Origin of the sequence: Streptomyces sp. NPDC050704, assembly GCF_040654355.1 — a bacterium.
In the GTDB taxonomy this organism is placed as follows: Bacteria; Actinomycetota; Actinomycetes; order Streptomycetales; family Streptomycetaceae; genus Streptomyces.
In genome coordinates this window covers 47379-69088 of record NZ_JBFAHW010000034.1, presented here as the reverse complement: position 1 = coordinate 69088, position 21710 = coordinate 47379, and the positions used below count along the sequence as shown (strand labels likewise).

Sequence of the window (21710 nt, the reverse complement as noted above, 5' to 3'; positions counted from 1 at the left end):
CGGACCCCCTTGTCCCGACCGATCGTTCGGTTACTCTAGCTCTGTCCGCCTGTTTCTGCCCAGGTCGCGGGTTCGAGGAAGAGCTCGCGAGACGAGGAGTTGGTCCCTGATGGCCGCTGCCGCACTCACCACGCACCAGCTGATCGCCCAGCACCGGCCCACCCTCGACCAGGCGCTGGAAGCGATCCGCACGCGCGCGTACTGGTCCCCGCACCCCGAGCACCCCAAGGCGTACGGGGAGAACGGCAGCCTGGGCATGGCGGAGGGCAAGGCCGCCTTCGACGCCCTCCTGGGCACCCGCTTCGACCTCGGCCAGCCCGGCACGGACGACTGGGCGGGCGGCGAGGTCTCGCCGTACGGGATCGATCTTGGCGTCACGTACCCGCACGCGGACATCGACGTACTGCTGCCCGCCATGAAGGCCGGCCAGCGCGCGTGGCGCGACGCGGGCGCGGAGATGCGCGCGGTGGTGTGTCTGGAGATCCTCAAGCGGATCAGCGACCGCACCCACGAGTTCGCGCACGCGGTCATGCACACCAGCGGCCAGGCCTTCATGATGGCGTTCCAGGCGGGCGGCCCGCACGCGCAGGACCGCGGCCTGGAGGCGGTGGCGTACGCGTACGTGGAGCAGGTCCGCACCCCGGACAACGCCGAGTGGACCAAGCCCCAGGGCAAGCGCGACCCGATCGCGCTGACCAAGCAGTTCACCCCCGTTCCGCGCGGCATCGCGCTGCTGATCGGCTGCAACACCTTCCCCACGTGGAACGGCTATCCGGGCCTGTTCGCCTCCCTGGCCACGGGCAACGCGGTCCTCGTGAAGCCCCATCCGCGCGCGGTGCTGCCGCTCGCGCTCACCGTCCAGGTGGCCCGCGAGGTGCTCGCCGAGGCGGGCTTCGACCCGAACCTGGTGGCGCTGGCCGCCGAGCGCCCCGGCGAGGGCATCGCCAAGACCCTGGCCACCCGCCCCGAGATCCGGATCATCGACTACACCGGCTCGACGGCGTTCGGCGACTGGCTGGAGGCCAACGCCCGCCAGGCGCAGGTCTACACGGAGAAGGCCGGCGTCAACACGGTGATCGTGGAGTCCACCGACAACTACAAGGGGATGCTGTCGAACCTCGCCTTCTCCCTGTCCCTCTACAGCGGCCAGATGTGCACGACCCCGCAGAACCTCCTCGTTCCGCGTGACGGCATCCGTACGGAGGAGGGCCCCAGGACGTACGACGAGGTGGTCGCCGATCTCGCCAAGTCGGTCGGCGGACTCCTCGGGGACGACGCCCGGGCGAACGCCCTGCTCGGCGCGATCGTGAACCCGGACGTGAAGGCACGCCTGGAAGCCGCGGCCGGGCTCGGTGAAGTCGCGCTCGCCTCACGGGAGATCGCCAACCCCGAGTTCCCGGACGCGGTCGTCCGCACTCCCGTGATCGTGAAGCTCGACGGCGCCAAGCCCGACGCCGAGGCGGCCTACATGAGCGAGTGCTTCGGGCCGGTCTCCTTCGCCGTCGCGGTCGACTCCGCGGCGGACGCGGTGGGGCTGCTGCGGCGGACGATCAGGGACAAGGGCGCGATGACGGTCGGCGCGTACACGACCTCCGAGGAGTTCGAGCAGACCGTGCAGGAGGCCTGCCTGGAGGAATGCGCCCAGCTCTCCCTCAACCTCACGGGCGGGGTCTACGTCAACCAGACCGCGGCCTTCTCTGACTTCCACGGCTCGGGCGGCAACGCGGCGGCCAACGCTGCGCTGTGCGACGGGGCGTTTGTGGCTAACCGGTTCCGGGTGGTGGAGGTTCGCAGGGAGGCGTAGGCGCCCCGTTAGGGGCGCGGGGAACTGCGCGACCAGCCCCCAGCGGCCTGCAGCCGACGACCATCCCGCAGCCCCGTCCCCTTACGAAACACTCCAGTGGAACAGGGTCATGGCGACGCTGGTCGCGAGGTTGTAGCTGGAGACCTGGGGGCGCATCGGCAGGGCTACCAGGTGGTCGGCACGGGCGCGCAATTCGTCGGACAGACCACTGCGCTCCGAGCCGAAGGCGAGCAGGGCGTCGTCCGGGAGCTTCAGGCCCCGGATGTCCTCGCCCTCCGGGTCGAGGGCGAACACCGGCCCGGGCGGCAGCTCGTCCACGGTCAGCCGCTCGACGGTGGTCGCGTAGTGCAGGCCCGCCCCACCGCGTACGACCGTGGGATGCCAGGGGTCGAGCGTGCCGGTGGTGACGACACCGGTCGCGCCGAAGCCGGCCGCGAGCCGGATCACGGCGCCGGCGTTGCCGAGGTTGCGCGGATGGTCGAGGACGACCACGGGCGCGGTGCGCGGAGTGCGGGCCAGCACCCGCAGCTGGGCGTCGCGTGAGGGACGTACCGCCAGAGCGGCCACCGCGGTGGGGTGCGGTCGCGGGACGAGGCTCTGGTACGCGGTCTCCGCGACCTCTTCCAGGAGGCCGTCCAGCACGTCTCGTACGTCCGGGGCCAGCTCGTCGGCGAGGGCGAGCGCCGCCCGCCGGTCCGTGGTGACGGCCATCGTGACCTCGGCCCGGAAGCGCACCGCGTGCTTGAGGGCGTGGAAGCCGTCGAGCAGGACGGAGGTGTCGGCGAGCCGGCGCCAGGCGCGTACGGGGTCGTGGGGGGCCGTCATGCCGTGAAGCCTACGTGCGGGGGCTCGGCCGTCTCCGGGGTGCGCGGAGCCTCCGTGCGCGGCCCTCGCCGCGCACGGCCGACGCTCGAAAACAGCCGTCCACGCGCGCGTGTCGTCCATCCGCCGAGGCGGCGCAGGAAGGACGTCGGCAGGAACACCGCGTCGGCGGCGATCATCGCGAGCGAGAAGAACGGCAGCCCCAGGACGACGGCGATCACGGCGTGCTCGGTGATCATCGCCGCCAGCAGGACGTTCTTCACCCGCCGGTTGAAGAGCGTGAAGGGGAAGGCGACCTGCACGACGACCGTCCCGTAGGTCACCAGCATCACTATCGTGCCGTACTCGGACAGCAGGTCGGAGAGGGCCGCCCAGGGCGAGAAGTAGTCCAGGTGGAGCGGGTAGTAGACGGCGGTGCCGTCCTGCCAGCGGGAGCCCTGGATCTTGTACCAGCCGGCGGTCGCGTAGATCAGGCAGGCCTCGGCCATGATCACGAAAAGGGCGCCGTTGTGGGCGAGGTTGGCGACGACGTCGAGGAGGATGCGCGGCTCGGCGCTTCGGGAGTACCGGCCGGCCAGCCACCACAGGCCCTGTGCGGCCCACAGACCCCAGTAGATCGTCAGCCAGCCGCCGAAGAAGCCCCCGTCGATCTTCCCCGCGAGCGTGGCCACGGCGAGGGCGAAGCCGAGTACGCACCAGAGGACGGGGCCGGTCCGGTCGGGGCGCGCCCTGTATGAGCCCGAGCCCTTGTACAGGGGCCTTTCCGAGGCGCTTTCCGAGGTGCTTTCCGAGGGCCCGTTCGAGATCTCGTCCGAACCGAACCGCTCTTCACGCGCGCGTGGACCCTGCTCATCCTCTGCCTCCCACGCCTCCCACGCGAGGCGCTCCCGCCGTTCCCGCCGCTCGTCCAGGGACCACACCTGGCCGCAGCGCGTGAACACCAGGTAGATCGCCATCAGGTGGATGACGTTGTCGCCGCCGTCTCCCATGAAGATGCTGCGGTTCTGCAGGGAGAGCACGCCGACCAGGAAGAGCACGGACATGGTGCGGGTGCGCCAGCCGAGCACCAGCAGGGCGCTGGACAGCACGGCGAGCACGTAGACGATCTCGAACCAGACCCGGCTGTCGGACCACATCAGGGTCGTGAAGGCGTGGTTGTTCGCGATGAGCTGCTGGGCCAGGTCCCAGCTCCAGGGGCCGTCGGGCCCGTACATCTCCTGACGGTGCGGGAACTCGCGCAGCAGGAACAGCAGCCAGGTGGCGGCGAAGCCGATGCGGATCACGGCGGTCTGGTACGGGCCGAGGGCCTGTCCGGTGACGCGTGTGATGGCGCGCGCGAGGGTCCGTTCGACACGGCTCCTGCCGTCGAGGCGGCTCACCCGGCCGGGCGCCGGGCTGGGCTCGGAGCTGATCTTCGGGCTGGGCTCAGGGCCGGGTTTCGGGTCGCGGTCGAAGCTGCTCATCGGGCGCTCGCCTCCGTCCTCGCCGCGGGCCGCGTCCCGGCCGCCCGGTCGGCCGGTGACACCAGCCACCAGGGCAGCTGCCGGACCACGGGCTTGTCGGACACCTGCTCCTTGCTCCACTTCGGAGGCGGCACATTGGTCGTACGGGAGCGGACCTGCACCTGGTGCACGACCGCACCCGGGCCGCCCGCCTGCTCACGGTCGAGGCGCAGCACCACGATGCGGCGCAGATAGCGTTCGGAGAGGGCGCCGCGCAGGCCGTTGGGACGGTTCTCGTTGTCGTGCGTGGCCACGAAGAAGTCCCAGGCCCGGCGCAGCTCGTTCTGCTGGGTGTGGCTGGGCAGCAGATTGCCGTTGATGGCCTCGCCGTCGAGCGCGGAGAGGTCGTACCAGCGGGTCGTGCCGATGCTGCCGTCCTCGGCCCGTACCTCGGCACGGACCTGGACCGCGATGTTCTGCTGCAGCGGATTGGGCGCGAAGAGCTTCCAGTTCTGCTCGAACTCGGGGTAGACCCACTCGTCGATCGCCTGCCCGTGCTGCTTGGTGACCGTGTTCGACGGCGCGACGTGCAGGAAGACCAGGGCGAGATGCGCGCAGACGACGACCGCGACCACCGCGAGGGCGAGCGCGGCGGCGATCTGGTACCGCAGGGAGAGGGCGGCGATGCCGGTGCGGGGAAGAGGGCCGGCGGGCGGGTCGCCGGGGGCGGGGTGACCGTCCGGGGGAGGGCCACCCGAGGCGGCGGTTGCGGGCTCGCCCGGCACGGGCCGGGCGTTCGAGCCCTCGTCGTACGCGTTCATTCCGCCCCGTTTCCCGATGTCGGCCTGGTTCAGTCGCCGGCCCGCGGGGCACCGTCACCGCTCATACGGCGCCGCGCCGCGACGGTCGCACCGGAACGGTACTCAGACCGACCCGCCCGGACCAGCCCCAACGGCCACAGCCGTCACAGACATCACAATGATCACGAGGTATCCACAGCGGTTGACACCTTACGGCCCTCGCCCGGCCTCCGACCGGCCGTTGAACCGAACCACCATTCCCTTCACCTCACCGTTCCCCTCTCCGCTCCCTCCACCGTTCCCTTCTCATAGAACCTGTTCTATCTTGACGCTCCGTCAGATCGGACTGGCGGGCTGTGCGGACCGGGCGAACTGGGCGGACTGGAAGGGCGGGACCGTGGACTTCACCTTCACCGAGGAACAGCAGGCAGCCGTGGAGGCGGCGAAGGCGGTGTTCGCCGGAGTCGCGCCCGACGGGGTGCCGAGTCCCTCGCTCACCGCGGGCGCCGTCGCGGACGACTTCGACCGCGCACTGTGGGCCCGGCTCGCCGACGGCGACCTGCTGAGCCTGCTGCTCGACGCGCGCTACGGCGGGGCGGGCCTGGACGCCGTCGCGCTGTGCCTGGTGCTGCGCGAGTCGGCGAAGGTACTCGCTCGGGTGCCGCTGCTGGAGAGCAGCGCGGCCGCCCTGGCCGTGCAGACGTACGGCGGTGCGGAGCTGAAGGCGGACCTGTTGGCGCGGGCCGGCCGCGGCGAGGTGGTGCTCACCGTCGCCGCGAACGGGCGCACCGGGCACGACGGCGCCGAACTCGCCGTGACCGCGCGACCGGAGGCCGACGCCTGGGTGCTGGACGGGGTACAGACGGCTGTCCCCTGGGCGCAGAACGCGGACTTCGTCCTGGTCCCCGCGCTGAGCACCGGCTCGGGCCGCTCCGTACTCGCCCTCGTACCCCGCGTCCACGAGGGCGCGGTGCTCGCCGAGCAGGTCTCCACGACGGGCGAGCGACTCGGCGAACTCCGGCTGGACTCCGTACGAATCGCCGCCCGCGACGTCATCGACGCCGACGGCGCCTGGCAGTGGCTACGGGAACTGCTCGCCACCGGGACGTGTGCGCTGGCCCTCGGGCTGGGTGAGGGCGTGCTCGGGATGACGAGCGAGTACACCAGCAAGCGGGAGCAGTTCGGGTTCCCGGTCGCCACGTTCCAGGCCGTGGCCATGCAGGCCGCCGACCGCTATATCGACCTGCGCGCGATGGAGGCGACCCTCTGGCAGGCCGCGTGGCGGATCAGTACGAGTGCGGGCGGGGCGCTGCCCGCGTCCGGTGACGTCGCTGTCGCCAAGATCTGGGCGTCCGACGGCGTACGACGTGTCGTGCAGACCGCGCAACATCTCCACGGCGGCTTCGGCGCGGACACCGACTACCCCCTGCACCGCTACCACGCCTGGGCCAAACACCTGGAACTCTCCCTCGGCCCAGCGGCGGCCCACGAGGAGGCACTGGGCGACCTGCTGGCGGCGCATCCACTGGGATGACCGGGGGCGAAACTCACAAACGCGGACAGGTCACCGCGGCCCCCACCTACCCGCTGTCGGCCTCCGGCGTGAGGGGTCGTGTCGGGGTGTCCGATCGCCGCGGCAACTCAGCTCAAGCTGGATATGCGGGAGCGGCGATCGGATACCCCGTCACGGCACCGACCCCACCACCCACCACCCCAGGGGCGCGAGGAACTGCGCGACCAGCCCAACTCAACCCGCAGACAACACCCCAACCCACCCACTCGCGGACAACAACGCGCCCACACCCGCGCAACCGCCGGAGGCCTAGAGCACGAACCCCGGCTGCCCCTTGTCGTCCACCACGGGACGGCCCGCGGCCGCCCACACCTGCATGCCGCCGTCCACGTTCACCGCGTCGACCCCCTGCTGGACCAGGTACATCGCGACCTGCGCAGAACGCCCACCGGAGCGGCAGATCACATGGACCCTGCCGTCCTGCGGCGCCGCCTCGGTCAGCTCGCCGTAGCGGGCGACGAAGTCACTGATGGGGATGTGCAGTGCCCCTTCCGCGTGACCTGCCTGCCACTCGTCGTCCTCCCGGACGTCCAGCAGGAAGTCTCCGTCCGCGAGATCCCCGACCTCGACCGTGGGCACACCAGATCCGAATTGCATGCCCCGACGCTACCCGACCGGGTCACTTCGCCGATCGACCGGTCAGCCGGTCGGCCGGTTCGCCCGGCGCACAGGGGTGCCAGTCACCCGGGGGCGGACAGGCCGCCGCACACCACCCGGCCGGCGCAGCCGTCACGCACCGCTGCCGAGCAACCCCGCCAGCTCCGCCTCCCGCTCGCCCACCTGCGTCAGCAGCTGCTCGGCGATCTCCTCCAGTAGCCGGTCCGGGTCGTCCGGCGCCATCTTCAGCATGGCCCCGATCGCGCTCTCCTCCAGGTCGCGGGCCACGAGCGTGAGCAGGTCCTTGCGCTGGGCAAGCCATTCGAGGCGGGCGTAGAGCTCCTCACTGCGGCTCGGGCGCCATTCCTCGGGTACGGGTCCGGCGGCCCACTCCTCGGACAGCTCCCGGAGCAGCGCCTCGTCCCCACGCCCGTACGCGGCGTTGACCCGCGCGATGAACTCGTCGCGCCGCGCCCGCTCACCGTCGTCCTGAGCAAGGTCGGGGTGCGCCTTGCGGACGAGCTCCCGGTAGAGCTTGCGGGCCTCGTCGCTCGGCCGGACCCGCTGTGGCGGCCGCACCGACTGCTCGGTCAGCATGGCCGAGGCCTCGGGAGACAGCCCGTCCGAGTCGAGCCAGTCGTGGAACAGCTCCTCGATCCCCGGCATCGGCATGACCCGGGCCCGCGCCTCCTGAGCCTTGCGCACATCCTCCGGGTCGCCGGTGCGCGCGGCCCGCGCCTCGGCGATCTGCGCCTCCAGCTCGTCGAGCCGTGAGTACATCGGCCCGAGCTTCTGGTGGTGCATCCGGGAGAAGTTCTCCACCTCGACCCGGAACGTCTCCACCGCGATCTCGTACTCGATCAGCGCCTGCTCGGCCGCGCGCACGGCCCGCTCCAGCCGCTCCTCGGGCCGCGCCTGCCCTTCGCCTCCGGCGCCGCCCGCGGTTTCGACACGCGCGGTTTCGTCGCTCGCCGTCTCCTCGCTCGCCGTCTCGTCAGTCACGGTCTGCTCACCCGCGGTCCCGTCGGCTCCGGCCGCGTCCGAGGACGCGTCGGTGCCCGGTTCCGCGGACGGCTCGGCTGACGTCACCTCCTCGGCGGACGCCTGGCCTGCGCCGGGCTCCTCGGAGGGCTCGGTCGGGGACTGCTCAGCTTCCGGGGTCGTCACCTGTCCAGCCTAGGCCACGGCTCCCCCACCCACTCAAAACCGCCTGGGCAAGGGCTTTTCGCCACCTGGGCAAGGTTTTCCCCAAGCTCGGAATCACCTGGGCAGGGGCCTTTGCCCCGATCCGTCAGACCCTCAGCTCCCCCTCCGTCCCCTCTCCTCCGTCTCCGTCAGACCCCCAGCTCCCCCGCGATCCGTCCCGCTCGCACGGCTCCCACCAGCTCCGCGTGATCCGCTTCGGTCCGGTCCGCGTACGCCGTCGAGAAGGAGGCGATCGCCTCGTCCAGTTCGTCGCTCTTGCCGCAGTACCCCGCGATCAGCCGTGGGTCGGCACTGTGTGCGTGCGCCCGTGCCAGCAGCGCCCCGGTCATGCGGGCGTAGTCGTCTATCTGGTCCGCGGCCAGCGCCGCGGGATCGACGCTGCCCTTGCGGTTGCGGAACTGCCGTACCTGGAAGGGCCGCCCGTCGACCGAGGTCCAACCCAGCAGGATGTCGCTCACCACCTGCATGCGCTTCTGGCCGAGGACGACCCGGCGGCCCTCGTGCACGACCTCCGGCACCTCGAAACCGGCCGTCGCCAGGTGGGGAACCAGGACAGAGCCGCGGGTTTCCTTCACCTGGAGGACGAGGGGCTCACCGAGGTGGTCCAGCAGCAGCACCACGTACGAGCGCGCGCCCACGCTTCCCGTGCCGACCACGCGATAGGCGACGTCGTGCACCGTGTACCGCGCGAGGAGCGGGAGCCGGTCATCGGAGAGCGTCGTCAGGTACTCGTCCAGTGCCAGCGCCACCGCCGCGGCCTCCTCGTCGGGAACGCTCCGCAGTACGGGCGGCGCGTCGACGAAGCGCCGCCCGCCGCCCTCGACCGCCTCCGTGGACTTCGCCGCGAACCGCCCGCTGGTGTTGGCCCGCGCCTTCTCCGAGACCCGCTCCAGCGTGCCGAGCAGGTCGTGGGCGTCGGTGTGGGAGACCAGTTCCTCGTCCGCGATGGCGTTCCACGCGTCCAGGACCGGGAGCTTGGCGAGCAGCCGCATGGTGCGCCGGTAGGAACCGGCCGCGAACTGCGCCGCCTTGCGGCAGGTGTCCTCGTCCGCTCCCGCCTCGCGGCCGGCGAGCACGAGTGAGGTGGCGAGCCGCTTGAGGTCCCACTCCCACGGGCCGTGCACGGTTTCGTCGAAGTCGTTCAGGTCGATGACGAGGCCGCCGCGGGCGTCCCCGTACAGGCCGAAGTTCCCGGCGTGCGCGTCCCCGCAGATCTGTGCGCCTATGCCCGTCAGGGGCGTCCGCGCCAGGTCGTACGCCATGAGTCCGGCCGAACCGCGCAGGAAGGCGAAGGGGGTGGCCGCCATCCTGCCGACCCGGATCGGCGTGAACTGGGGGAGGCGGCCGCGGTTGGACTCCTCGACCGCGGTCACGGCGGCCGGCCGGTCGCCGTTCGTGTCGAAGGAGGCATGCGCGCCGCGCGGGACGCGCTCCCGCAGTGCCTTGCCCTCCTCCTTGGGCGAGCCCTCCACGGGCCACTGCGCGAATCCGCGCACCCTCGGAACCCTTGCCGATCCCTCTGCCGCCACCGCGCCACCGACCTCGCTCACACCGACCGCCTCCCCCGCGTACGAACATCAACTCGTGACGACCGTACAGCCGGGCGCCGATCCGCGTGAGCCCCTGTGGACAACTCCGCACCTGTGGAAAACAACCCAGCTCAGCACGACCACCAGACCCTCACCGCGTCTTCGCCAACACCCCCGGCCCCGGCTCCTTGAGTGAGGGCTCCCACGCCGCACCCGCCTCCGACTCCGCCTGCGCCTGCGCGGTAGAAGACCCGAAACGGCGGCAGAGGCCCGATCACCCCGCCGCGGCCCTGTTGATCCCCTCGGCCTCCAGCACCCGACCGCCCGCCCCACCCCGCGCCACCGCGATCATCGCCAGCCCCATCTGCTCGGTCGTGGTGATGCGCCTGGGCATGAGTTTCCGCAGGACGGGGAGCAGCGGCGCGGTCAGCGTGTAGACGACGCGGTACGCCCGGGTCTTCGACGTGATCCCGTGCAACGGCTGGATGAGCCCCGGCCGGAACATGTACGCGTCCACGCCGTCCAGCGCGAGCAGCGCGTTCTCCGTATCTCCCTTGACCCGCGCCCACATCACACGTCCCCGCGCGGAGCTGTCGGCCCCCTGCCCGGACACGTAACAAAAGGTCAGTCCCGGATTCCACCCGGCCAGGGTGCGCGCCACCGCGAGCGTGAGGTCGTACGTGACCCTGCGGTACGCGTCCTCCTTCATACCCGCCGCCGAAACCCCGAGACAGAAGAAGCAGGCGTCGTACCCGGAGAGTTCGCCGTCGAGCCCGCTCAGGTCCGTGAGATCCGCACGCACGACCTCACGCAGCTTCGGATGCGTGACGCCCACCGCCGTACGCCCGACCACCAGCACACTCTCAACCGACCCGTCCCGCAGACACTCCCGCAGAACCCCCTGCCCGACCATCCCGGTCGCCCCGAAGAGGATCACCTTCACAGAGCCCCACCTCCCACGCAGCCGGACCGGAAGCCCGGGACCTGCTACGTGAGATACCTCACCGCCACAACCCCGAAGCGCCCACGCCCCACCCGGACAACAAGACGCGGGTCTTCAATAGTGGGGCACCGACGAAACATACTGATCAGGCCCCTGAGTCCGACGCGTAGGTCGTTTCCGGCACTGTTGGCGCAGATTTCCCACAGCGCAGATCAAGGGCTTCAAGGCTCCGAACGTCCAGCACCCGCAAGACGTCTCACTTGCTCTCCCTGCTCCTCTTTCCCATCCAGGATTGGCACACCCATCGGGCGAGTGCTCCTGCCAGGACGGCGACGACGATCGCCCCCCAGTCGATGACGTGCGGAAGCCCGGGGAAGAAAGCGAAGAAGATGAGTGTCACGACGAAACTCGCCACGAACACGGCGGTCCCAGCCGACCGCCGTCGCGCCTCCCATCGCTGGTCCCGCCCCTGCTGTTGATCAATCATGAACGGCTCACTTCGTAATGTGGTGGCACTGGCTCACTCGGCGCACCCCGTTGACGTGGAGATGCGCACACGCCTTTCCATAACGAGGCAGCGTCTGGGGAGAGTTGTTCCGCATCGGATCGATCTTGCACTCGGGGTGCGTTCGCCCCCGGGAGGTCCTGTACGTCTTGTTGTTGGTGTTCGCGTACGTGAAGTCGATCCGCCAGTTGCAGAAGCCGGTGCCGAGCGCGGCGACAAAAGCACAGTCGACGCCGGCGTTCTGATAGGTGATCTTCTTCCCGCCACCTCGGATGATGTGTGTGAACATGCAGCCGGTCGGAACCTTCATCGCCATGCCGCCAACGCTGTACTCGAAGGTTCGGACAGGGGTCGATCCGACAGCGCCGGCCTGCGCCACCGAGGGACTCGTCAGCACGAGAGCGCATGCGGTAGCAAGGGCCATGACAAACCTGGATCGACAAAGCGCGACCATGAACATTTCCCTTCCGGCGGAGAATCTCTCCGACCGAAAAGAACTCCAACGCCGCGATCATGTTTCTGGCCGATGGAATGGTTCACCGACTTGAGTGATCAAGGGGTGGTGCGCTGACCAGCTGATTCGTTTCTTCGACCCAACCCATCGAACTGCCTGCCAATCACCCCGGGCAGAGCCCCGGCTGACAGCACAGCCCTTACTGAGTGAGCCCGTCAATGGCTACCGCACAGATCAGTTCGGCATGCGCTGCGGTGTCGCCGTAGCTGATGTTGAGGTGGCGTGGCAATGGCCAGGATGGCCACGCTCCCCACACCGGCGGCTTTCAAAACCGCAGCTGCGGCTTGAGCGTGGTTGCCGGTGGTTCAGGTGTTGTCGATGAGGAGGACGTTCTCGCTCCAGGGTGCTGAGGAGGTGTAGCGCTCGGCTGAGACGTTGCCGGCCGAGTGCGGCTGCGCCCGGCGCCGGTATAAGCAGGTCACGGTGGCGGCCGCCATGGCACGGAGGGGAGGAGGGTTCGTGCGGCCGCTGGTGCTGGGCACCGTGGTGACGGTGTCGAAGCCGGGTACCGCGTAGTGGGGCTGCGATGCAGGTTTCGTGCACGGCGAGGTAGCGCCACAGAACGGCTGCCGGCCCCATGCGGAAGTACTGCTGCTGAGCGCATGCGGCGTTCTCGTAGCGCCACAACTCACTGGTGTACCGCTCGCCCACGCCAACCGCCGCCAAGTCGACCGCTGGCCCCCCACTGGCCACCTCGCCGCCCAGTGAGAGAGACCTCACACCAACAGGAAAATCACACTCCGAGCAGCCCCGCGGCCCCTTCGTGGCGGTTGTCAGGCAGTCGTGCCTCGCCGCCATCGCGCCAACTCTGAGCTGCAACGACAACGCGGAAGGCCCTCACCGTAATCACGGTGAGGGCCTTCCGTCACTGCTCAGAAGCACTTTTCGTCGGTGCTCCATGGTGCGCGAGGGGGGAGTTGAACCCCCACGCCCTTTCGGGCACTGGAACCTGAATCCAGCGCGTCTGCCTATTCCGCCACCCGCGCATTGGGTGTGTCGTCCGTCTCTCACCGGGTGGGTGAGCGCCTGTCGACATGCAGAAGATTAGCACGGTGGGGAGGGTGGATTCACATCCGTTTCCGGGGGGTGGCAGGAGGCCGGGCGACCCCGCCGTCGCCCCCGGATCACCTGCGGACCCGCCCCGGACGGCGCCCTCGACCCCACCGTTCCCACCCTCCACGTATCAGCCGTAACCAGTTCACGTATCAACCTCGTACCGGTCCCGGCCATCTCCCCAGGAGGCGGCCAAGGTCCACAGTCAGGTGCGGGACACTGTGGTGACGCCGCCTCTACGATCCTTCCAACGGAGTCCGCGGGGGGAGTTCGAAGACGAGCTCCGGAGGGAACTTCGGGAGGGGGCTCCAGTGAGCTCGGTGCGCGTCGACACCTGTCGACCGGGCCGACAGGGGGAACCAGCCGATTTCCCTGCGCGTGGATACGATCAGTAAGCAGTACCAGGGCGACAACGACGGAGGAGGTGCCCCATGGGAGTCCTGAAGAAGTTCGAGCAACGCCTCGAAGGTCTGGTCAACGGCACCTTCGCCAAGGTGTTCAAGTCAGAGGTCCAGCCCGTGGAGATCGCGGGAGCACTCCAGCGGGAGTGCGACAACAACGCGACCATCTGGAACCGCGACCGGACCGTCGTACCCAACGACTTCATCGTGGAGCTGAGCACGCCGGACTACGAGCGGCTCAGCCCCTACTCCGGTCAGCTGGGCGACGAGCTCGCCGGGATGGTCCGCGACTACGCCAAGCAGCAGCGCTACACCTTCATGGGCCCCATCAAGGTCCACCTGGAGAAGGCGGAAGACCTCGACACCGGTCTGTACCGGGTACGCAGCCGCACGCTCGCCTCCTCCGCCAACCAGCAGGCCGCTCCCGAGCGCGCCCCCGCGAGCCCGGTGGCCCCCGCGAACCCCGCGGCCGGCCGTCCCGGAGGCTACGGCTACCCGCCGCCGGCCCAGCCGGCCGGCGCTCCTCCCATGCCGTCCGCGCCGCCACCCGGCGGCCGTCCGGGACCCGCGCCCATGGGACAGCGGCCCGCCGCCGCTCCCGGCCCGCTGCCCGGTGCCCGCGTGCGGCACTGGATCGAGGTCAATGGCACCCGCCATCAGATCTCCCGCCCGACGCTGGTGCTGGGCCGCAGCACCGAAGCCGACGTGCGGATCGACGACCCCGGCGTCTCGCGCCGGCACTGTGAGATCCGGACCGGAACGCCCTCGACGATCCAGGATCTCGGGTCCACCAACGGCATCGTGGTGGACGGGCAGCACACCACCCGCGCTACGCTCCGCGACGGCTCGCGGATCGTCGTGGGCAGTACCACCATCATTTACCGGCAAGCCGAAGGGTGAAGCGGGGGCAATGTCAGAGCTGACCCTCACGGTCATGCGGCTGGGTTTCCTGGCCGTACTGTGGCTGTTCGTGATCGTGGCCGTGCAGGTCATCCGCAGCGACCTGTTCGGAACGCGCGTCACACAGCGCGGGTCGCGCCGGGACGCCCAGAGGCCGCAACAGGCGGCGCGCCAGGCCGCGCCGCCCCAACAGCGCCAGCAGGCCGCCGCACCGAGCGGCGGCGGCCGTCAGCGCCGCGGCGCACCCACCAAGCTGGTCGTCTCCGAGGGCATCCTCACGGGTACGACCGTCGCCCTCCAGGGGCAGACCATCACGCTGGGCCGCGCGCACGACAGCACCATCGTGCTGGACGACGACTACGCGTCCAGCAGGCATGCCAGGATCTACCCGGACCGTGACGGCCAGTGGATCGTCGAGGATCTGGGATCCACCAACGGCACGTATCTCGACCGGAACCGACTGACGACTCCCACGCCCGTACCGCTGGGCGCGCCGATCCGCATCGGCAAGACCGTCATCGAGCTGCGGAAGTAGTGCTACATCATGAATGAGCGCGAGCGGAGCGAGCGGGCAGCGGCGGTCCACACGACGGACCCCGGCGCGCTCCCGACCGGAGGGTGGGCACCGTGCGGATGTACCCGGAGCCGACGGGCGAGGTGCGCATGAGTCTCTCACTGCGCTTCGCCGCCGGATCGCACAAAGGCATGATCCGCGAGGGCAACGAGGACTCCGGCTACGCCGGACCCCGCCTCCTCGCGATCGCCGACGGGATGGGCGGCCAGGCCGCCGGTGAGGTCGCCTCCTCGGAGGTGATCTCCACCATCGTCGCGCTCGACGACGACGTGCCGAGCTCCGACATCCTCACCTCGCTCGGCACCGCCGTACAGCGCGCCAACGACCAGCTCCGCATGATGGTCGAGGAGGACCCCCAGCTCGAAGGCATGGGGACCACCCTCACCGCACTCCTGTGGACCGGCCAGCGCCTCGGCCTCGTACACGTCGGCGACTCACGCGCGTACCTCCTGCGGGACGGCGTACTGACGCAGATCACGCAGGACCACACCTGGGTGCAGCGCCTCGTCGACGAGGGACGCATCACTGAGGACGAGGCCACCACCCACCCGCAGCGCTCCCTGCTGATGCGCGCGCTGGGCAGCGGCGACCACGTCGAGCCCGACCTCTCCATCCGTGAGGTCCGCGCCGGCGACCGGTACCTGATCTGCTCCGACGGACTGTCGGGCGTCGTCTCCCATCAGACGATGGAGGACACCCTCGCCAGCTACCAGGGCCCCCAGGAGACCGTGCAGCAGCTCATCGAGCTCGCACTGCGCGGCGGCGGCCCCGACAACATCACGGTCATCGTCGCCGACGTCCTCGACATCGACAGCGGAGACACCCTCGCCGGGCAGCTCTCCGACACCCCGGTCGTCGTGGGCGCGGTCGCCGAGAACCAGAACCAGCTGCACGACAACGGCGCCATGCAGACCCCCGCCGGCCGCGCGTCCAGCCTCGGCCGCCACGTACCCGGCCAGGGCGGCGGCGAGTTCGGCCCGCCCGGCAGCGGCGACTCCACCGGCTACGCACCCGCCGACGGCTTCGGCGGCTACTCCGACGACGACTTCGTCAAGCCGCGCTCCGGGCGGAAGTGGCTGAAAAGATCCCTCTACGCGGCGCTCGCGCTCGCCGTCATCGGCGGCGGGCTGTACGGCGGCTACCGCTGGACGCAGACTCAGTACTACGTCGGCACCAAGGGCGAGCACGTCGCGCTCTACCGCGGTATCAGCCAGGACCTGGCCTGGGTCTCGCTCTCGAAGGTCGAAAAAGACCACCCCGAGATCGAACTCAAGTACCTGCCGCCGTACCAGCAGAAGCAGGTCAAGGCCACGATCGCCGAGGGCGGCCTGACCGACGCCACCTCGAAGATCCAGGAACTGGCCACGCAGGCGTCCGCGTGCAAGAAGGACGCCGAGCGCCGCGAAACCCAGAGCGAGCAGAACTCCAAGACCGGCGAGGGCGAGGCCGGCGGCGTCACGGGAACCACACGCACCTCGGCCGCGTCCAAGGCGACACCCAGTCCGACGGCGACCCCGCCGGAGGGACAGTCCGCATCGCCCGACCCGTCCAAGTCCACGACCGCACCCACTCCCACACCCGGCCCCAGCCTCTCCGACGAAGAGCAGAAGCTGGTCTCGCTGTGCGGTAAGCAGTAAGCAGCCGTGAGGGGCCCTGTCACACGATGAGCAGTACTTCCAACCCGTCGACGCAGCACACGTCCACGATCGGCGCCATCGGAACGCCGAGCCGGCGCAACACCGAGCTCGCGCTGCTGGTGTTCGCCGTCGTCATCCCGGTGTTCGCCTACGCCAACGTCGGCCTGGCCATCAATGACTCGGTGCCGCCCGGCCTGCTCAGCTACGGCCTCGGACTCGGCCTGCTGGCCGGCGTCGGCCACCTCGTCGTACGGAAGTTCGCACCGTACGCGGACCCGCTGCTGCTGCCGCTGGCCACGCTCCTCAACGGCATCGGACTCGTCGTCATCTGGCGCCTGGACCAGTCACAGCGGCTCCAGCAGCGCAGCACGTTCGTCGAGGCCGCCCCCCGCCAACTGCTGTACTCCGCGCTAGGCGTCGCCCTGTTCGTCGCCGTACTGGTCTTCCTCAAAGACCACCGCGTCCTGCAGCGCTACACCTACATCTCCATGGTCGGCGCGCTCGTCCTGCTGCTCCTGCCGCTGGTCCCCGGGCTCGGCCTGAACGTCTTCGGCGCCAGGATCTGGATCTCGATCGCCGGATTCACCATCCAGCCGGGAGAGTTCGCGAAGATCGTCCTGGCCATCTTCTTCGCCGGCTATCTCATGGTGAAGAGAGACGCCCTGGCCCTCGCCAGCCGCCGCTTCATGGGCCTTTACCTGCCCCGCGGCCGCGACCTCGGACCGATCATCGTCGTCTGGGCGATCTCGATCCTGATCCTGGTCTTCGAGACCGACCTCGGTACCTCGCTGCTGTTCTTCGGAATGTTCATCATCATGCTGTACGTCGCCACCGAGCGCACCAGCTGGATCGTCTTCGGCATGCTGATGTCCGGGGCCGGCGCCGTCGGCGTCGCCACCTTCGAACCGCACGTCCAGCAGCGCGTCGAAGCCTGGCTCGACCCGATGCGCGAGTACACACTCAGCCAGCAGAACATCCCGGGCCACACAGAGCAGTCCATGCAGGCCCTGTGGGCCTTCGGCTCCGGCGGCACCCTCGGCACCGGACTCGGCCAGGGCAACTCCGACCTCATCGGCTTCGCCGCCAACTCCGACTTCATCCTCGCCACCTTCGGCGAGGAACTCGGCCTGGCCGGCGTCATGGCGATCCTGCTCCTGTACGGCCTGATCGTGGAACGCGGCGTACGCACCTCCCTCGCCGCCCGCGACCCCTTCGGCAAGCTGCTCGCCGTCGGCCTCTCCGGCGCCTTCGCCCTCCAGGTCTTCGTCGTCGCCGGCGGCGTCATGGGCCTGATCCCGCTCACCGGTATGACGATGCCCTTCCTGGCGTACGGAGGTTCCTCCGTCATCGCCAACTGGGCCCTCATCGGCATCCTCATCCGCATCAGCGACACCGCGCGCCGCCCGGCGCCCGCCCCCGCACCCAGCTCCGACGCCGAGATGACCCAGGTGGTCCGACCGTGAACAAGCCCCTGCGCCGAATCGCGATCTTCTGCGGGCTCCTCGTCCTCGCCCTGCTCATCCGCGACAACTGGATCCAGTACGTCCAGGCCGACTCGCTCAAGGACGACCCCAAGAACCGCCGCGTCTCCATCGCCCGCTACGCCACACCGCGCGGCGACATCATCGTCGACGGCAACCCGATCACCGGGTCCACCAAGACCAGCGGCGACGACTTCAACGACTTCGAGTACAAGCGCACCTACAAGGACGGCGCGATGTGGGCCCCCGTCACGGGCTACGCCTCGCAGGCCTTCGGCGCCACGCAGCTGGAGAGCATCGAGGACGGCATCCTCACCGGCAACGACGACCGGCTCTTCTTCCGCCGCACACTCGACATGATCACCGGCAAGAAGCAGGAGGGCGGCAACGTCGTCACCACGCTCAACGGCGCCGCGCAGAAGGCCGCGTACAACGGCCTGCTGAAGCAGGGCAAGGGCGCCGTGGCCGCGATCGACCCGTCCACCGGCGCGATCCTGGCGCTCGCCTCCACCCCCTCCTACGACCCCTCGACGTTCGCCGGGAACTCCCTGAAGGGCGACAGCGAGGCCTGGGAGAAGCTCCAGAAGAAGAACGACCCCGACAACCCGATGCTCAACCGGGCGCTGCGCGAGATCTACCCGCCCGGCTCCACCTTCAAGGTGGTCACCGCGGCCGCGGCCCTGGAGCACGGCCAGTACACGGACCCCGACGCGAAGACCGACTCGCCGGACCCGTGGACCATGCCCGGCACCACCACGGAGCTGCCGAACGAGGGCAACATCCCTTGTAAGAACGCCACGCTCCGCATCGCCCTCAGGTACTCCTGCAACACCGTCTTCGGCAAGGTCGGCTTCGACCTCGGCAAGGACAAGATGCTGGAGACCGCCAAGAAGTTCGGCTTCAACGAGGAGCAGTTCGTCCCGGTCCGCTCCAGCGCCTCCAACTTCCCGACCGACATGGACAAGCCGCAGACCGCGCTCAGCTCCATCGGCCAGTTCGAGACCGCCACGACCCCGCTCCAGATGGCCATGGTGGCCGCGGCCGTCGCCAACAACGGCACGCTCATGAAGCCGTACATGGTCGACAAGCTCCAGGCTCCGAACCTCGACGTCATCGAGCAGAGCGAGCCCAAGAAGATGAGCGAGCCGATGTCCGAGGAGAACGCCCAGATCCTTCAGTCGATGATGGAGACGGTCGTCAAGGAGGGCACCGGCACCCGGGCCCAGATCAACGAGGACGGCATCACCGTCGGCGGCAAGACCGGTACCGCCCAGCGCGGTGTCGACAACAGCGAGAACCCGTACGCCTGGTTCATCTCCTACGCCAAGGTGAAGGACGGCAGCTCGCCGGTCGCCGTCGCCGTCGTGGTCGAGGACGAGAGCGCCAACCGCGGCGACATCTCCGGCGGCGGGCTCGCCGCGCCCATCGCGAAGGACGTGATGAAGGCAGTCATCGACAGCAAGCAGGGATCGTGATGAACACGATGAGCGCGGTGAACGTAACAAAGACCGCGGTCCACAGAAAACAGTGACCCCGCTCACGTCCCCTTCACATCGGTGCACGATGCGATACCGGTCCTGTATCGGGTGACGATTGTGGCCAGGTCAGTCAAGGCGAGCCGGGTACGGTATGCCCGGACAGCACACCGCCCGACCACGCGAGGGCGTGGTCAGGACCGTCGGAGAGGGCTGGTAGGTAGCTATGGAAGAGCCGCGTCGCCTCGGCGGCCGGTACGAGCTGGGCCAGGTGCTCGGCCGTGGTGGCATGGCGGAGGTACACCTCGCCCATGACACCCGGCTCGGCCGCACCGTGGCGGTGAAGACGCTGCGGGCGGACCTCGCACGCGACCCGTCGTTCCAGGCCCGGTTCCGCCGGGAGGCCCAGTCGGCCGCCTCGCTCAACCATCCCGCGATCGTCGCCGTGTACGACACGGGTGAGGACTACATCGAGGGCATCTCCATCCCGTACATCGTGATGGAGTACGTCGACGGGTCCACGCTGCGCGAGCTGCTGCACTCCGGGCGCAAGCTGCTGCCCGAACGCGCCATGGAGATGACCATCGGCATCCTCCAGGCCCTCGAGTACTCCCACAGAAACGGCATCGTCCACCGCGACATCAAGCCGGCGAACGTCATGCTGACACGCAACGGCCAGGTCAAGGTCATGGACTTCGGCATCGCCCGCGCCATGGGCGACTCCGGCATGACGATGACGCAGACCGCGGCGGTCATAGGGACGGCGCAGTACCTCTCACCGGAGCAGGCCAAGGGCGAGCAGGTCGACGCCCGCTCCGACCTGTACTCGACGGGCTGCCTGCTCTACGAGCTCCTGACGGTCCGCCCGCCCTTCATCGGCGACTCCCCGGTCGCGGTCGCGTACCAGCACGTACGCGAGGAGCCGCAGCCGCCGTCGAACTTCGACCCCGAGATCACGCCCGAGATGGACGCCATCGTCCTCAAGGCGCTCACCAAGGACCCGGACTACCGCTACCAGTCCGCCGACGAGATGCGCGTCGACATCGAGGCCTGCCTCGACGGCCAGCCCGTCGCGGCCACCGCGGCCATGGGCTCCGTCGGCTACGGCGGCTACCCGGACGACCAGCCGACCACGGCCCTGCGCGCCACCGACGGCCAGCACACCGCCATGATGCCCCCGATGAACCCGGACGACGGCTACGGCGGCTACGACGACCGCCCAGGCCGCCGACGCCAGCAGAAGAAGAGCAACACCTCCACGATCCTGCTGGTCGTCGCCGGTGTACTCGTCCTGGTCGGCGCGATCCTCATCGGAAAGTGGGCCTTCACCGGCCAGGGCGGAACCGGGGACGAGCCGTTCCCGGCACCGAACTTCGTGAACCGGACACAGGTCGAGGCCCAGCGGATGGCGGAGAACCGCGATCTCGAAGTCAAGATCGAGAAGAAGGCCTGCGAGGACACTCCGAAGGACAGCGTCTGCGAGCAGACTCCCGCCGCGAAGACCGAGGTCAGCAAGGGCGACACGATCACTCTGACGGTGTCTACCGGGGCACCGAAGGTCGCGGTGCCGAACGTCATCGACGACCCCCTCGAGGACGCCCAGACGAAGCTCACGGCCGACAAGTACCAGTTCGAGGTCGAGACGGAGAGCAAGGAGTCCAGCGAGGAGCCCGGCACGGTCCTCGACCAGGACCCGGCGGCGGGTGACGAGGTGGAGAAGGGCTCCACCATCACCCTCACCATCGCCAAGGAGAAGAAACAGGTCACCGTTCCGGACGTCACCGGCCAGAGCTGTGACGCAGCCAAGGCCCAGATGACGGCCAACCAGCTCACGGGCACCTGCACCGACGTGGAGACCGACGACGAGAACCTCGTCGGCAAGGTCATCTCGACCACGCCCGCGGCCAACTCCCCGGCCGAGCCCGGCGACACGGTGACCATCCAGATCGGCAAGGCGGCCGAGGAAGAGCAGCCGGAGGTCGTCGCGGTGCCCAGCGTGCTCGGCCAGACCCTCGACAACGCCAGGAGGATCCTGGAGGACGCGGACCTGAACGTCGGCAACGTCAACTCCCAGGACGGCAACTCCATCGTGCTCGACCAGGACCCGGACGCCGGCCAGCAGGTCCCCAAGGACACCGCGGTCAACCTGACCACCTCCGGCCAGGGCAACGGAAACAACGGCGGGAACGACGGAGGCGGCGGCGGCTTCTTCGGCGGCGCCACCGGCACGGCGCTGCGCAGCGAGGACTGACTCCTCGTTCCACGCGCTGACGGCATTACGCACGACGGAGCCCTCGACACCCTGCACACGGGTGCCGAGGGCTCCGTCGTGCGTATGCGCTCCACAAGGCCTGTGCGCTCCACAGGGCCTGCCAGGAGCCCGTCTCGACTCTTCGTACGAGACCCGACCACATCTTCATACAGCCCTACTCGTTGATCGGGTGGGCGGGAACT

The 21710-nt window shown here is 69.4% G+C and carries 16 protein-coding genes and 1 tRNA gene; 8 read left to right on the top strand and 9 right to left on the bottom strand.

Going from position 1 to position 21710, the window contains the following annotated elements:
- Window positions 1-109 precede the first annotated feature (109 nt).
- Window positions 110-1804, top strand: a complete 1695-nt coding sequence (paaN, locus tag AB0I18_RS21280) for a phenylacetic acid degradation protein PaaN (protein ID WP_363107093.1) — start codon at window positions 110-112, stop codon at window positions 1802-1804.
- 81 nt (window positions 1805-1885) lie between these two features.
- Here paaN and AB0I18_RS21275 read toward each other — a convergent pair whose 3' ends face one another.
- The 3 genes from AB0I18_RS21275 to AB0I18_RS21265 are packed head-to-tail and all read right to left on the bottom strand — an operon-like array spanning window position 1886 to window position 4889.
- A complete protein-coding gene (locus tag AB0I18_RS21275) occupies window positions 1886-2629 on the bottom strand; it encodes a TrmH family RNA methyltransferase (RefSeq protein ID WP_363107092.1) in 744 nt (247 codons plus the stop codon).
- Window positions 2626-4089, bottom strand: a complete 1464-nt coding sequence (locus AB0I18_RS21270; RefSeq protein WP_363107091.1) for an HTTM domain-containing protein — start codon at window positions 4087-4089, stop codon at window positions 2626-2628. Before AB0I18_RS21270 ends, AB0I18_RS21275 begins: the two co-directional genes overlap by 4 nt.
- On the bottom strand, window positions 4086-4889 hold the full coding sequence (locus AB0I18_RS21265; RefSeq protein WP_363107090.1) for a DUF5819 family protein: 804 nt from the start codon (window positions 4887-4889) through the stop codon (window positions 4086-4088). Before AB0I18_RS21265 ends, AB0I18_RS21270 begins: the two co-directional genes overlap by 4 nt.
- 376 nt (window positions 4890-5265) lie before the next feature.
- Here AB0I18_RS21265 and AB0I18_RS21260 point away from each other — a divergent pair, with 376 nt between their 5' ends.
- Complete coding sequence (locus AB0I18_RS21260; RefSeq protein ID WP_363107123.1) at window positions 5266-6402, top strand: acyl-CoA dehydrogenase family protein; 1137 nt, start codon at window positions 5266-5268, stop codon at window positions 6400-6402.
- 288 nt (window positions 6403-6690) lie between these two features.
- On the opposite strand, the gene AB0I18_RS21255 is transcribed toward AB0I18_RS21260, so the two are convergent.
- The 6 genes from AB0I18_RS21255 to AB0I18_RS21230 all read right to left on the bottom strand — a co-directional run bounded on the left by AB0I18_RS21255 (window position 6691) and on the right by AB0I18_RS21230 (window position 12721).
- Window positions 6691-7020: a rhodanese-like domain-containing protein gene (locus AB0I18_RS21255; protein ID WP_363107122.1), complete on the bottom strand. Its 330-nt coding sequence runs from the start codon at window positions 7018-7020 to the stop codon at window positions 6691-6693.
- A 150-nt stretch (window positions 7021-7170) separates the two neighbouring features.
- On the bottom strand, window positions 7171-8205 hold the full coding sequence (locus tag AB0I18_RS21250; protein WP_363107089.1) for a hypothetical protein: 1035 nt from the start codon (window positions 8203-8205) through the stop codon (window positions 7171-7173).
- A gap of 167 nt (window positions 8206-8372) precedes the next feature.
- A complete protein-coding gene (locus AB0I18_RS21245; RefSeq protein ID WP_363107088.1) occupies window positions 8373-9794 on the bottom strand; it encodes a DUF2252 domain-containing protein in 1422 nt (473 codons plus the stop codon).
- Window positions 9795-10047: 253 nt separating this feature from the next.
- Window positions 10048-10716 carry an NAD-dependent epimerase/dehydratase family protein gene (locus AB0I18_RS21240; protein WP_363107087.1) on the bottom strand — a complete coding sequence of 223 codons (669 nt, stop codon included), beginning with the start codon at window positions 10714-10716 and terminating at the stop codon, window positions 10048-10050.
- 494 nt (window positions 10717-11210) lie between these two features.
- The gene (locus AB0I18_RS21235; protein ID WP_363107086.1) at window positions 11211-11537 is read right to left on the bottom strand and encodes a hypothetical protein; all 327 of its coding nucleotides are present in this window, start codon (window positions 11535-11537) and stop codon (window positions 11211-11213) included.
- Between the two features lie 1097 nt (window positions 11538-12634).
- Window positions 12635-12721: transfer RNA gene (locus AB0I18_RS21230), tRNA-Leu, on the bottom strand.
- A 498-nt stretch (window positions 12722-13219) separates the two neighbouring features.
- Here AB0I18_RS21230 and AB0I18_RS21225 point away from each other — a divergent pair.
- The 6 genes from AB0I18_RS21225 (at window position 13220) to pknB (ending at window position 21507) form a co-directional block, all read left to right on the top strand.
- Window positions 13220-14089 carry a DUF3662 and FHA domain-containing protein gene (locus AB0I18_RS21225; protein WP_363107085.1) on the top strand — a complete coding sequence of 290 codons (870 nt, stop codon included), beginning with the start codon at window positions 13220-13222 and terminating at the stop codon, window positions 14087-14089.
- A 10-nt stretch (window positions 14090-14099) separates the two neighbouring features.
- The gene (locus AB0I18_RS21220; RefSeq protein ID WP_363107084.1) at window positions 14100-14624 is read left to right on the top strand and encodes an FHA domain-containing protein; all 525 of its coding nucleotides are present in this window, start codon (window positions 14100-14102) and stop codon (window positions 14622-14624) included.
- A 98-nt stretch (window positions 14625-14722) separates the two neighbouring features.
- Window positions 14723-16300 carry a Stp1/IreP family PP2C-type Ser/Thr phosphatase gene (locus tag AB0I18_RS21215; RefSeq protein WP_363107121.1) on the top strand — a complete coding sequence of 526 codons (1578 nt, stop codon included), beginning with the start codon at window positions 14723-14725 and terminating at the stop codon, window positions 16298-16300.
- Window positions 16301-16326: 26 nt separating this feature from the next.
- Entirely contained in the window at window positions 16327-17763 is a 1437-nt protein-coding gene (locus AB0I18_RS21210; protein WP_363107083.1) for an FtsW/RodA/SpoVE family cell cycle protein, read from the top strand.
- Window positions 17760-19256, top strand: coding sequence for a penicillin-binding transpeptidase domain-containing protein (locus tag AB0I18_RS21205; protein ID WP_363107082.1), 1497 nt, complete (start codon window positions 17760-17762; stop codon window positions 19254-19256). Before AB0I18_RS21210 ends, AB0I18_RS21205 begins: the two co-directional genes overlap by 4 nt.
- Before the next feature lie 226 nt (window positions 19257-19482).
- Window positions 19483-21507, top strand: a complete 2025-nt coding sequence (pknB, locus tag AB0I18_RS21200) for a Stk1 family PASTA domain-containing Ser/Thr kinase (RefSeq protein WP_363107081.1) — start codon at window positions 19483-19485, stop codon at window positions 21505-21507.
- Window positions 21508-21710 lie beyond the last annotated feature (203 nt).